The 13,179-nt window shown below is 48.5% G+C and carries 9 protein-coding genes; 5 read left to right on the top strand and 4 right to left on the bottom strand.

The annotated features are described in order from the left end of the window. The first annotated feature begins 1 nt into the window (after position 1). The 4 genes from DWV53_RS01030 (at position 2) to DWV53_RS01015 (ending at position 4,331) form a co-directional block, all read left to right on the top strand. Positions 2–727: an HAD family hydrolase gene (locus DWV53_RS01030; protein WP_118065301.1), complete on the top strand. Its 726-nt coding sequence runs from the start codon at positions 2–4 to the stop codon at positions 725–727. Positions 728–792: 65 nt separating this feature from the next. Further along, a complete protein-coding gene (gene gmd, locus DWV53_RS01025) occupies positions 793–1,902 on the top strand; it encodes a GDP-mannose 4,6-dehydratase (RefSeq protein WP_022121697.1) in 1,110 nt (369 codons plus the stop codon). A 5-nt stretch (positions 1,903–1,907) separates the two neighbouring features. Next, positions 1,908–3,113, top strand: a complete 1,206-nt coding sequence (locus tag DWV53_RS01020; RefSeq protein ID WP_118065348.1) for a GDP-L-fucose synthase family protein — start codon at positions 1,908–1,910, stop codon at positions 3,111–3,113. A gap of 15 nt (positions 3,114–3,128) precedes the next feature. After that, entirely contained in the window at positions 3,129–4,331 is a 1,203-nt protein-coding gene (locus DWV53_RS01015) for a uracil-xanthine permease family protein (RefSeq protein WP_117691623.1), read from the top strand. A 440-nt stretch (positions 4,332–4,771) separates the two neighbouring features. Here the strand turns inward: DWV53_RS01015 and DWV53_RS01010 are convergent, their stop codons facing one another. The 3 genes from DWV53_RS01010 to DWV53_RS01000 all read right to left on the bottom strand — a co-directional run bounded on the left by DWV53_RS01010 (position 4,772) and on the right by DWV53_RS01000 (position 10,236). Then, the gene (locus tag DWV53_RS01010) at positions 4,772–6,166 is read right to left on the bottom strand and encodes a hypothetical protein (protein WP_118151045.1); all 1,395 of its coding nucleotides are present in this window, start codon (positions 6,164–6,166) and stop codon (positions 4,772–4,774) included. Between the two features lie 60 nt (positions 6,167–6,226). Continuing rightward, entirely contained in the window at positions 6,227–9,028 is a 2,802-nt protein-coding gene (locus tag DWV53_RS01005; protein WP_118151043.1) for a TonB-dependent receptor, read from the bottom strand. Between the two features lie 134 nt (positions 9,029–9,162). Next, positions 9,163–10,236, bottom strand: coding sequence for a metallophosphoesterase (locus DWV53_RS01000; protein ID WP_118151041.1), 1,074 nt, complete (start codon positions 10,234–10,236; stop codon positions 9,163–9,165). A gap of 360 nt (positions 10,237–10,596) precedes the next feature. Here DWV53_RS01000 and DWV53_RS00995 point away from each other — a divergent pair, with 360 nt between their 5' ends. Beyond that, positions 10,597–11,169, top strand: coding sequence for a hypothetical protein (locus DWV53_RS00995; protein ID WP_147468712.1), 573 nt, complete (start codon positions 10,597–10,599; stop codon positions 11,167–11,169). 120 nt (positions 11,170–11,289) lie between these two features. Here DWV53_RS00995 and DWV53_RS00990 read toward each other — a convergent pair whose 3' ends face one another. Then, positions 11,290–13,080 carry a 1-deoxy-D-xylulose-5-phosphate synthase gene (locus DWV53_RS00990; protein ID WP_118151037.1) on the bottom strand — a complete coding sequence of 597 codons (1,791 nt, stop codon included), beginning with the start codon at positions 13,078–13,080 and terminating at the stop codon, positions 11,290–11,292. Between the last annotated feature and the right edge of the window lie 99 nt (positions 13,081–13,179).

The raw sequence follows: 13,179 nt of genomic DNA, 5'->3' as shown, positions 1-13,179 counted from the left end.
GATGAAGGAAATTATTTTTAAATATATGAAAGAACACGGCTTTGGGGAATTCAACCCTAAAGCCGTGCTTTTTGATATGGACGGCGTGCTGTACAACAGTATGCCAAATCATGCTGTGGCATGGCAGGAATCGATGAAACAGTTTGATATCCACATGACAGCAGCCGATGCTTATGCCACCGAAGGAGCCCGAGGCATTGACACCATCCAGATGATGGTGAAGAAGCAGAAGGGCATCGACATCACGCTGAACGAAGCACAGAAGATGTATGATGTGAAGACCGAAATATTCCACTCGATGCCTACTGCCGAAATATTTCCTGGCGTAAAGGAAATCATGCAGAAGATTAAAGATGCAGGCATGCAGGTAGGAGTGGTAACAGGAAGCGGACAGCGCCCGCTCATCATGCGACTGCTCAACGACTTCGGCGATTTTCTGGATGAAGCACATATCGTAACCGCCTATGATGTAAAGCGCGGCAAACCAAATCCTGACCCATATCTCATGGGATTGCAGAAGGCAGGAAACCTGAAACCCTGGGAAGGCATCGTGGTAGAGAATGCTCCTTTGGGCGTCCGTGCCGGCGTGGCAGCCAACATTTTTACGGTAGCAATTAACAGCGGTCCGCTACCAGATGAAGAATTATCCAATAAGGGTTGCAATCTACTCTATCACCAGATGACTGAATTCTGTGATGACTTTGAAAACCTGATTGCTAAGGCTTAATCCGGTTCACCCACAGATATTCTGACTTATTCAATAAAAAGACATCATTAAAAACATATAATGACATGAATAGAAAAGTAGCTTTAATTACAGGTATTACAGGCCAGGATGGTTCATACTTGGCTGAATTATTGTTGGAAAAAGGGTATGATGTTCACGGAACTATCCGCCGGTCATCTACCGACTACCGCGAAAGAATTGCCCATTTGGAGGGTACACCTAATTTCCATCTTCACTATGCTGACCTCGGTGACTCTATGAGTATCATCCAGGTAATGAACAAGGTGAAACCTACTGAGGTATATAATCTGGCAGCACAGAGCCACGTACAGGTGAGCTTCGACTCCCCTGAGTTTACAGCAGATGTAGATGCTACCGGTGTACTCCGTATTCTGGAGGCTATCCGCCAGTGTGGTTTGGAGAAGACCTGCCGCATGTATCAGGCTTCAACATCTGAGCTCTATGGTAAGGTAGAAGAGGTTCCTCAGAACGAGAACACTCCATTCCACCCTTATTCTCCATACGCTGTTGCCAAGCAGTATGGTTTCTGGATTGTCAAGGAGTATCGTGAGGCTTATGATATGTTCTGCTGCTCTGGTATCCTCTTCAATCATGAAAGTGAGCGCCGTGGTGAGACTTTCGTTACCCGCAAGATTACTTTGGCTGCAGCCCGCATCAAGCAGGGCAAGCAAGACAAGCTCTATCTCGGTAACCTGGATTCGCTCCGCGACTGGGGTTATGCCAAGGATTATGTAGAGTGTATGTGGCTGATTCTCCAGGCTGAGAAACCAGAGGACTTCGTGATTGCAACAGGTAAGCAGCACTCTGTCCGTGAGTTCGCCCAGCTGGCGTTCCACTATGTAGGAATCGAACTGAAATGGGAAGGCAAGGATGAGAACGAGAAGGGTATCTGCGTTGAGGGTCCTGAGGAACTCATCGGCAAGACACTCGTTGAGGTTTCTCCTGATTTCTACCGTCCTACCGACGTGGTGAACCTCTGGGGTGACCCAACAAAGGCTAAGGCTAAGCTCAACTGGAATCCTAACACCACCTCTTTTGAGGATCTCGTAAAGATCATGGTAGAGAGCGATATGGCGAAGGTAGCTGCCGAGGATGCCGGTCAGAAGGTTCGCTGCAATCTTGCAGAATATTTGGAAAAGGGAATTGTTAAGTAATTATGTTGGATAAGAATTCAAAGATTTATATAGCAGGACACCACGGACTCGTGGGTTCTGCTATCTGGAATAACCTCAAGAAGAGAGGTTATAACAACCTGGTAGGTCGTTCTCACAAAGAACTCGACTTGACCGACCAGTATGCAGTAGAGAAGTTCTTTGACGAGGAAAAGCCTGATGCAGTAGTATTGGCTGCTGCCTTCGTGGGCGGTATCATGGCGAATTCATTGTATCGTGCAGACTTCATCATGCAGAACATGAAGATGCAATGCAACGTAATCAGCAACGCTTATTCTCATGGCGTAAAGAAACTCCTCTTTCTGGGCTCTACCTGCATCTATCCTAAGAATGCACCGCAGCCTATGAGCGAAGATGTGCTCCTTACTTCTCCGCTGGAATATACCAACGAGGAATATGCCATCGCCAAGATTGCCGGACTGAAGATGTGCGAGAGCTACAACCTTCAGTATGGTACCAACTATATCGCTGTGATGCCAACCAACCTCTATGGCCCTAACGATAACTTCCATCTGGAGAACAGCCACGTAATGCCTGCGATGATGCGCAAGATTTATCTTGCCAAACTCATCCACGATGGCGACTGGCACAGCATAGAGGTGGATATGAACAAGCGCCCTATCAACCCTACTGATAAGCTCCGCGAAATCATCGGCGAGGGTAATGTAGACGGCAGCAACTCTCACGAGCGCATTCTGAAGGCGCTGGAGTTCTACGGCATCTACGACAACAAGGTGGTGCTTTGGGGAACAGGCAAACCATTGCGTGAGTTCCTCTGGAGCGAGGATATGGCAGATGCCAGCGTTCACGTGCTCCTGAATGTAGATTTCAAGGACATCATCGGTATCGAGAAGTACAGTTCTGTATTCTATGGTGCCAAGGTAGATGGTGCTGTGGATAGAAACAACTCTGAGGGCCGTGGTGGCGCTATCCCTTCTCTCGGTGAGATTCGCAACTGCCACATCAACGTGGGTACCGGCAAGGAGCTCACCATCCGTGAACTTTCTGAGCTTGTAGTAAAGGCAGTAGGTTTCGAAGGCGAGGTAGAGTTTGACGCCAGCAAGCCAGATGGAACCATGCGCAAGCTCATCTCTGTAGATAAGCTCCACAGCCTCGGCTGGACGCATAAGGTAGAGATTGAGGATGGTGTGAAGAAACTCTTCGACTGGTATCAGGAGAGTCTGAAAGACTAATAAAGAATATCGACTATGGATACAGAACAACTTTCTATGACCAAGAAAACCCTTGTGGGAGTACAGTTCCTGTTTGTGGCTTTCGGTGCAACGGTTCTGGTGCCTCTTCTGATAGGCATCGATCCGGCAACGGCTCTCTTCACCGCTGGTGTAGGAACCTTTCTTTTTCACTTCATCACCAAGGGTAAGGTGCCTATCTTCCTGGGCAGTTCCTTCGCCTTTATCGCCCCTATCATCGCTGCAACCAAGCAATGGGGACTGCCGGGAACAATCGCCGGACTAACCAGCGTTTCTCTGGTGTATTTCGTCATGAGCGCCCTAGTGAAATGGCAGGGCAAGAAACTGCTGGACAGGATTTTTCCTCCGGTAGTCATCGGTCCCGCCATCATCCTCATCGGTCTCTCCCTTTCGGGCAGCGCTGTGGATATGGCAAAGACCAACTGGATTCTCGCCTTTGCATCGCTCATCACCGCTATCCTGGTGCTTACCTTCTGCAAGGGCTTGATGAAGCTGGTTCCTATCATTTCGGGGGTTATCGTGGGCTACGTCATCGCCATCTGCATGGGCGAGGTAGATTTCTCGGGCGTGGCAGCGGCATCATGGTTCTCCTGTCCTGTATCCTTCGATACCATCACCCATTTTTCCTGGGCTCCATTCCTCTATATGTTGCCCGTGGCAATAGCTCCGGTACTGGAGCATATCGGCGATGTATATGTGGTGAGTGCCGTAGCCAAGAAGGATTTCGTGGCAGATCCGGGATTGCACCGCACGATGTTGGGCGATGGACTGGCATGTCTCTGTTCAGCCTTTCTGGGCGGACCTCCTGAGACCACTTATTCAGAGGTAACAGGTGCGATGTCTATCACCAAGGTAACGAGTCCTGCCGTGATTCGCATATCCGCAGCCACCGCCATCTGTTTCTCCATCGTGGGCAAGTTGAGTGCTTTGTTGCAGAGCATTCCTCAGGCGGTTTTAGGTGGCATCATGCTGCTGCTTTTTGGAACCATCGCAAGTGTGGGCGTTCAGAATCTGATGCAGAACAAGGTAGACATGAATGAAACCCGCAATGTTATCATCATCTCTGTGATGCTGACGATGGGCTTGGGTGGCGCCGTTCTCTCATCCGGTTCCTTCGCCATTTCCGGCATCGGTCTCTCCGCCGTCATCGGCGTAGTTCTCAACCTCGTTCTTCCTAAGACGAAGAAGAAAGAGGCATAAATAAGGAAAAAGCTTTGAAAACGAGATTGTTTTCAAAGCTTTTTTCTTTTTTATTAGAACAAGAAGAGGGGTAAAACAAGGATTTTAACCTACTAAAACTGTTCTTTCAACTAAGAAAAGAAACATTTATACTTAGATAAAATCTCCGTTCATAGACATTGAATGTCCGTTCAAAGACGTTGAATGTCCGTTCAATGTCTATGAACGGAGATTTCAATAAGGTTAAAGAACATTTTATCCTATAATCAACCAAGACTTTTCCAGAGATTAACACATTATTAATACAGGAAGAAGGAAGAAAGGAGATAAGAGAGATGAAGAAAAGACGTTGTTTCTATCTTGAACTAAACCGATTATACAAGAAAAGCGTGCAAGCTACATCTCTGTCGCCTGCACGCATCCTCTTTTTATTTAATCGCGCTATGATATATAATAGCTTTTTACAATCTCGCTCCGAATCTTGCGCTTGGCAATGGGGCGGCGAAGTAATAGTTCTGGTCGTTATTCTTATCCAGGAAATTCACCTGCTTCATACCGAAGAATGGCAGACCCTCTGGGAAGAGGCGGGCAAAATCGGTTACACCACCAGAAAGAGCAGGACTGCCTGCCTGATAATCGAAATTCCAACTCTTGTCGAATGCTAATGGAGCACCATTCTCCACTTTATCAATCTCGCAGTTGATATTCATCTTCTCGCTCTGTTTGAAGTTTTTGAAGAGTGGATTGAGCTGACCAGCCACGCTACTCTTAATGTCGGTATCAAACCAGATGCCGAGCTCTGCAGCCTTCGCCATCTGTGCTACGCCAGTCTCTGTAGATGCAAAGTAGTAGTTTGGTGTAAGACGACTGTGCTCCATATCAGCACCATCCTTCTTTGGCTGCTTCAGTCCGAAACGGGAATCGTAGATGAGGTTGTTCACGAAGACTGGCTTCGCTGCCTTCTCTACCCAGACAGAACCACCCTTCTTGTTCTTGGAACGGCGCCAGCCACAGTTGATGATGGTGTTGTTATAGGCGGTCATCTCAGAGAGAGGAATCACCTCGCTATTTCCGGCATTCGAAAGCTTGAAGGCGTTGGTGCAGGCGTTGTAGATGATGTTGTTGGCTACATCGAGCTTGCAACCCGCCTTCACGTTGATGGCCTCACCGCCATCGGCAGCATTTCCGCTATCAGCAAATATATTATTGATAATCACGCCGTTACCACCGGTAAAGTAAGTCTGATCGTTGTAGTTGTCATGGAAGAAACTGTTTGCCATCACAAACTTGCCGTTTACATTACAGAAGTGGAAGGCTGGCACGCCACCATCGATGGTGGTCTTGAAAAGCTTGTTCTGGAAAGAAGCTGAACTCTCGGTAGGAGTAGCACCGGCATAGGCCACATCCACGTGGTTGAGCACCACCTCCTCAGAATTATATCCGCAGATGATGCCGCCCCAATCGGCAGGCTTCCTGGTATCAGAAGTAAAGACTACTGGCTTCTCGGCAGTTCCCATACAATAGAGATTGCCCAATACTACGATTTCTACCGGCACCTGAACATCTGACTTGCAGGTAACGGTTACGCCCGGCTCAATGTAGAGCGATGCTCCTACTGGAATCTCTACGCTCTCGCTGAGGGTAGTATCCTTGCTCCAAACCAGAGAGCCTTTAGGATATTCTGCCACCTTCGTTGTGATGATATCCTTAGAACCCTGGTTCTCATTGCCATCACTTCCATTACCGCCATTATTCACGTAATCGTATGGATTGATATTATCGTTCTCGCAAGATGTGGAGAACATTGCAGCTGCTGCCATCAACAGCAAAGCAGCAAAAGTATTTATCTTTTTCATTTCTTCTTTTTTTACCTTTTTACTTTTTTACCTTTTTACCTTTAAAAGCCTTTTTACCTTTTAAAGTTTGTATCTTACTCCCAGAAGGAAAGTTCTGCCATACTGATAAGTTCCCACGATGGTCTTATCGCCCTTCTGGCCCTCATACTCCAGGTTGCTCTTGTTCACGGTCTTCAAGTATCTCTCACGCTTGGCATCGAGCAGATTGTTTGCCTTGAAGAAAATGGAGATGCCGTTCTTGAATTGCTTCTCGGCACTCAGGTCGAGACCGAACATCGCCTTATCCCACTGGTCGGCATCCTTGAAGGGAGAAACCAGGGCAAGCTTGGTGCCCGTGAAGGAAGAGGCCAGCTGCGCATTCCAGCCATGCTCCGTATCCTTATATAATAAGGAGATGTTGGCGGTATGAGGAGCCTGGTTAACCAGCGGACGGGTCTGGGTTACACCCGATTTATACTCGGCACTCCCCTCCTTGTACTCACGCTTTGAGGTGGTGATTTCAGAATGGGTGTAAGTATAATTCGCCTTTACTCCGAAGTGGCGGATGTACTTGATCACGTCGATTTCGAAGCCCATGTTCCTGGCATTACCCAGGTTATCCGGCATGTAGTAGGCATCGGTTCCGGCGCCAATCTTGCCATCCGATGTTACGAACACCTGCTCTATAGGGTCTTTCAGATACTTATAGAATACGCCGGCAAGAATCTGCTCGGTCTTGCTTGGGAACCACTCCCAGCGCAGGTCGATGTTGTCGATGCGGGCACGCTTCAGGTTTGGATTACCTTTTTCCTGATACTCCTCTCCCTGAATCTGATAAGGCACTATCTCGTAGAAGCCCGGACGGTTGATGGAGCGATAGTAAGAGAGACGCACGTTCATCTTCCTGGTTGGCGTCCACTTGATGGATGCCGATGGCAGATAATCCCAGTAGCTCTGCTCGCCCACCTGTCCCATGTTGCGGAAGTGCTGGAGCATGGTATAAATCTGGTTGGTGTGCTCGGCTCGGAAACCGGCATTCAGTTCGCCCACCTCGCTCTTCAGGGTTACCATGGCGTAGGCTCCACCGATGTGCTCCTTGGAATCGTAGTTGAGCTGCGAAGCCTGAGAATAAGGAGTCTTGCAAACCCAATCGATGTGAGCAAACTGGTCTATTCCGTTGCCATCCAATCGCTGCGAGATGTCGGCAGGATTGAAGATGTAAGAATAATATCTGTTGCTGCGTTCCTTTCTGCGATACTGCGCTCCCGCCTTCCAGAGTGCCTCCACAGAGTTGGCGAAACGGGTATCGTAAGAGAGGTTGATGTAACCCGCCCAGTCGGTATCCTTGTTGTGCTGGAATCGGCGTTCGGCACTTTTAGGCAGAGTCTTTGTGATGTTCTTGTCGCCTTCCCAGATGGAACCCGAAACGACATCGCCGCCATTCTCGGCTTTTCTGCTCACGGTATTCGTCAGGGTAACGTAAGTTCTATCCGGATCTTCCTCCTTAGCCTGCGAGAATACGCCCGACCAATCTATGGTAAAATCCTTGGTAAGATGATGCGTACCCTTCAGATTGGTGGCAAAGATGCTCTGGGTGGTTGAGAGAGAACGCACCTCATCATCCTGGGTGTAGCTGTCGGCTCCGATGTATTCGGTGTTGACGCTATTGTTATATCTGGTGCCTTTGGAATTAGTGCGCACATACATGTTGTACCATTCCAGCTTGTGGCCAGGCAGGGTTAAGTCGAACTTGGCGTGAGCACCCGCAGTAAGGTCGTGGATGCTATAGTAGCGATGCTGCAGATTGGAAATGTACATGGTCTGTTCGCCCGAAGCCATCTTTACGGAATTGTAGGTGCGCTCGGTGCCACGGAAAACATTCTGCACGCTTCCGGCAAGCATCACGCCCAGGCGGTCGTTCCAGAAGCGGTTGCCGATGCTCAGACCTCCTATGAAGTTAGGAGCAGGAAGAGAATGGCTCTTCAACTGAACAGGACCGTTCCTGAAATCGCTCATCTGCGCCTTGTAGTCTTTTCCGAAAGCCTCGTAAGGAGATTTCTTTGTATAATCAGAGCGGTTGCTGGTAAGATAATCTCTGCCATCCTTCCAGAAATAATCACTTGCTCCGATGGCAGCATTCGCCTGAATCTGGAAGCGGGATGGGGCATCCTTCATCACCATATCCACCACGCCGCCGGCTGCATCGCCTTCCATATCGGCAGTCAGAGACTTGGAAACCACGAGGCGGTCCATCAGATCTGAAGGGAAGATATTCAATGGGATGTAACGGTTTTTATCATCCGGACTAGGAATCTTCACGCCGTTTACCAGGGTGTAGTTGTATCGCTTGTCCATGCCTCGGAGGATGGCGTAGGAAGCCTCGCCCGATGCATCACGCTCCATGGTGACACCCGATACACGCTGCAGAACGCTCGCCACGTTGACATCAGGCGAAAGCTGGATGCTCTGCTGGCTCATCACGTTGAGCACGTTGCCGGCATTCTTCACGGTTTCTATGGCGCTGCGGTCGCTGCGGTATTCACGATGACCGGTAACCACCACTTCGCCCAACTGCTTCAAGTCTTCCTCCATCGGAATATCCACCTTGTCTTTCTTTGCCACATCTACTACCATCTCCCTGGTCTTGTACGACATGTAGGAAACGATGATGGTAAACTTGCCTTTATCAGGCAATTCATGCAGGGTGAAAGTACCATCAAGTCCGGTAGTGGTACTCACGTTGGGCAGCTCCTTTACTCGGATTACGGTTCCGATGAGGGGTTCGCCCGTTTTGTTATCCTTGACTATACCATCCAGCGTATGTGCCTGGATGGCGGTAGTCGCTGCGGCAAGAAGCGCCGCACTCAGTAAAAATCTTTTCATCTATATCGCTATTGAAATCTTCATTCGTTTCTTTTCGCAAAAAAGCTTCTTTTCCTTTAATATAAAAACTTGGAGACCAGCGATGGAATCGCTGGGAACGGGGGTGCAAAGGGGTTAAAGCTCTTTTTACCTTTTTACTTTTTTACCTTTAAAACCGTGTGGATGATTTTTCCATCCTTGTCAATCATCGACATTCTGAGCTGCTTCTTATCTGCTGTAAATACAGAGAAACCATCGGCTGGACTGCAGAACACGGTGCCATCGATAGGCTTCACAGGACGAGCCAGAGATGAAGAGGAATTGACTACGTAGTCGATGTTATCGCCCTTCTTCTGGATGTGCTGGAAGTTGTGGATGTGACCGCAGGCATAAATCGCCACATTATTATATTTATGGAAGATAGGCAGAAGGCGCTTCTGCATGTCGAGGCGCTCATTCTCCTTCTTCGTGGTGTAGGCGTAAATAGGATGATGGCCTACCACGATGACCCAGTCTTCCTTGGCATTCTTCAGGGTTTCGTCGAGCCATGAAAGCTGAGCCTCTGCATCCTGCTTGCAGGCATCAGGATAGATTTCTGAATTCTTGCGGTAAGAATCGATAAGAGGTGTGGTGTCGAGGAAGATGACACGGATGGTAGTTCCCTTGTGGTCAAACACCTTGGTATAATATTTGGCTGACATCATCCAGCGGCGGCTCACCTTACCGTATTCCATAAAAGCCTGAGTATTACCACGATACTCATGGTTTCCACAAACCGGGAACCAGTCGAGCATCAGGTCGGGATGAGAATAAACATATTCGTAATTGGTAAGCCACAGAGGGTCCTGTGTAGAAGTCACGCCATTGAAATGGTGGATGTCGCCCACGGCAAGTACGCATTCAGGATCTACTGTGCCCGCCATCTCGCCCATCAGTTCGGCGATAGGCTTCTGGTCGTAGTAGCCGTTGCGACCCATATCATTGGTCATGTAGAGGGTGATTTCGCCCTTCAGTTTCTGCCATTCGGCAGCATTCGCCTTCCAGTTTGGATTCTGCGGAATTGCGGTTGCTGCACTCTGAGAACAGGTGGTTAATGCTGCGTTTTGCGCCTGTGCAGTCAAGCCTCCACCCAACAATAAAGCCGAAGCCAAAACTACAGTTGCTACTCTACCTTTCATCATAGCAAAGCCATTCATGCTGCTATGCTTACCCGATACTTTCTTTTCCATTTTTTCTTTATCTGACTATAATACTTTTATTAAAGATTTCCCCTTTCGAGGTAATACCTGTTAAATTTCGGGTGCAAAGGTAGGGGTATTATGTGTCAATGAGGTTACAAGGATTTTAATTAGCAGATAAAAGATACTACAATCTTATTACAGGAGTTTCCCCGATGCTTTTAGGGAAAATCATACGCTGGTTTATGGTTTTCCCCTTGTTGTTTTCAGCTATTCTCTCTATCTTTGCACTACGTTAGAAGAAAGGCTGCACTCGACAATTTGAAAGCAAGCTTTCATTGTGCTCGTTTGCACTTTCTTTGCACCAGAAATAAATAAATGCAGTAATAACCCTTTAAAGAGAAGATAGTTATGAAAAGAATGATTATGACATTGGTAGCAGTATGGATGATGATTACATCTATGAATGCTCAGAGACTGACAAATATTCAGGCAGAAGCCCGTTTTATCACAGATAAGATGGTGGTGGAACTGGGATTGAGCAGCGCCCAGCGCAACAGCATCCTGAACATCAATCTCAATTATCTCAATGGCATCCGCAGCTATCGCGACATTGATGCCTACGGCTGGCATTATCGCAACAAGCAGCTCAAGCGCATGATGACCGCCAGACAATGGAAGAGATTCAAGAACTCATACTATTTCTATCGCCCTATCGGCTGGCAGAATCATGTGTATGTTCACCATATTTACACCAAGTATCCAAAGCATAACTGGGGACACGACAAGCGCCGTCCTCGCCCTGAGTGCAGCTACGGAAGACCGGGATGGCCAGGCGGAACCCATGTAACTTATGGACCTGGAAAGCCGGACAAGCATCACAAGTATCACAAGCATCACAAGCACGACAAGAAGTGGAAGCACGACAAGAAGAAGTGGAAGCACGATAGAGATTGGGATGATGATGATGACGATGATGATTGAGATAATGACTGGGATTAAGACAAACATTCGATGATAAAACAGAAGAAATCCAAGCTAGAGTTCATACTCCGGCTTGGATTTCTCGTAAAATAAAAACTAACTATGCCGACTAACTAATAATTAATCATTAATTACTAACAAAACGTCTTCCACAATCTGCTCATCGAGCAGGCGATTATCCGAAAGCAACTTCTTCACATCGTATCTGTCATAGAGTCCCTTCCTGATGCCGCCCACCATCACCTTCATTTCTGAAGTGGCATAGTAAGAGGCGATGCGCTCTCCGAATCCGCCATCCTTCGAACCATCCTCCAGGGTTACCACCAACTGATGGTTTGCCTTCAGGCTATCCAGCGTCTCGGCATCCACCTCATTCAGATAACGGGGATTGATGAGCGTAGCATCGATGCCCTTATCAGCCAACAAGCGGACTACATTCTCGCCCTTCTGATAGAACGAACCGGCGGCGATGACTGCCACCTTCTCGCCCTGGTGCATCACCTTGTACTTTGCCTCATAGCCATACTCAGCATCAACGGCTTCTGACGTATGAACCACGCCATTGCTTGGCACGCGGATGGCGATAGGTTTCTTATCCTGCAGAATGCTCCAGCGGAGCATGGCGAAATACTCCTCGCAGGTGGTTGGAGCCAGATAGATGAGCCCCGGAATGCTGCAGAGCATCGGAATATCGAAAAGGCAGATGTGGGTGATGTCGTTCATCGAGTTCACTCCGCCTCCTACCACGTTGATTACGGCTGGATTGGAATTGATGCAGAGGTCTTGCGCTATCTGGTCGTAGGTACGTTGGATGAAGGTGCTGTAAACGGTCCAGACAGGATGCAATCCACCCTTCGCCATTCCCGAAGTCATCGCTACCGCCTGCTCTTCGGCGATTCCCATATCGATGTGCTGATTGCCAGCCAGTTGGCGCTTATCGGCAGTAAAGCCACCTGCGGTAGGTGTACCGGCGGTTACGGCGATGAGGGTCTTATCCTGCTTCATCTCGCCCAGCATCCAGTCGGAGAATAATGTACCGTAATCCTCTGTTGGAGCAACCTCCGGGAGGGTTCCATCGGCATTCCTTCTTGGTCGCGAACCGTCTTCCAGATTGAAAGGCATTCCCCAATGCCAAGCCTCCTTGTTGGCTACGGCTGGTGCAAATCCATGACCTTTCTCTGTATGAATGTGAACCACGGTAGGCTTATCCGTATCCTTCACGCTCTTGAAAACCTGGATGAGTTTTTCGATGTCGTTACCCTCTTCCAGGTACTTGTATTCAAAGCCCCACGCCTTGAACCAGTTGTGCTCGCAGGTGCCGTTGCTCTGGCGCAAGGCACGCAGGTTCTTGTAGATTCCGCCATGATTTTCGGCGATAGACATTTCGTTGTCGTTCACCACGATGATAATGCCCGTGCCGAGTTCCGAAGCCTCATCCAGTCCCTCGAAAGCCTCGCCGCCAGAAAGGGAGCCGTCGCCGATAATGGCGATGATGTTCTCATCGGTTCCCTTGACGTCGCGCGCCTTCTGCAAACCGGTGGCAAGACTCACGGAAGTGGAAGTATGCCCCACCTCAAAGTTATCATACTCCGGACATTCGGCAGGAGAAGAATAGCCCGAAATGGCATTCATGTCGTCCACATCGCCGAGGAATCCCGCAGCTCGTCCGGTGAGCACCTTATGCGGATAGCATTGGTGGCTTACGTCAAACACGAGCTTATCCTTTGGCGCATCAAAAACGTAGTGAAGCGCCACGGTAGCCTCTACGAATCCCAGGTTCGGTCCCACATGACCGCCATGCTTGCTCACACGGTTCAGCACAGCCTGTCTGGTTTCATCAGCCACCACCTGCAGTTCCTTCAAATCCAGCTTCTTCAAGTCGGCTGGTGACTTTATTTTCTCAATATACATTTTCTTACAGTTTTAATTATGATTTCTGGGTGCAAAGATACGAAGATTCCCGAAAACACGCATTACCCCAACTACAGAAAAAATGAATGATTTTCCGGA

Source organism: Segatella copri (assembly GCF_003465495.1).
In the GTDB taxonomy this organism is placed as follows: domain Bacteria; phylum Bacteroidota; class Bacteroidia; order Bacteroidales; family Bacteroidaceae; genus Prevotella; species Prevotella copri_G.
The sequence above is the reverse complement of the archived record's forward strand: the minus strand, read 5'-3'. Positions and strand labels throughout refer to the sequence as shown.

Excerpts from the sequence above, each read along its gene's own strand:
- DWV53_RS01000 (WP_118151041.1), bottom strand. The coding sequence starts at position 10,236 with ATGGAAAAGAAAGTATCGGGTAAGCATAGCAGCATGAATGGCTTTGCT.
- gmd (WP_022121697.1), top strand. The coding sequence starts at position 793 with ATGAATAGAAAAGTAGCTTTAATTACAGGTATTACAGGCCAGGATGGT.
- DWV53_RS00990 (WP_118151037.1), bottom strand. The coding sequence starts at position 13,080 with ATGTATATTGAGAAAATAAAGTCACCAGCCGACTTGAAGAAGCTGGAT.
- DWV53_RS00995 (WP_147468712.1), top strand. The coding sequence starts at position 10,597 with ATGAAAAGAATGATTATGACATTGGTAGCAGTATGGATGATGATTACA.
- DWV53_RS01005 (WP_118151043.1), bottom strand. The coding sequence starts at position 9,028 with ATGAAAAGATTTTTACTGAGTGCGGCGCTTCTTGCCGCAGCGACTACC.
- DWV53_RS01015 (WP_117691623.1), top strand. The coding sequence starts at position 3,129 with ATGGATACAGAACAACTTTCTATGACCAAGAAAACCCTTGTGGGAGTA.
- DWV53_RS01010 (WP_118151045.1), bottom strand. The coding sequence starts at position 6,166 with ATGAAAAAGATAAATACTTTTGCTGCTTTGCTGTTGATGGCAGCAGCT.
- DWV53_RS01030 (WP_118065301.1), top strand. The coding sequence starts at position 2 with ATGAAGGAAATTATTTTTAAATATATGAAAGAACACGGCTTTGGGGAA.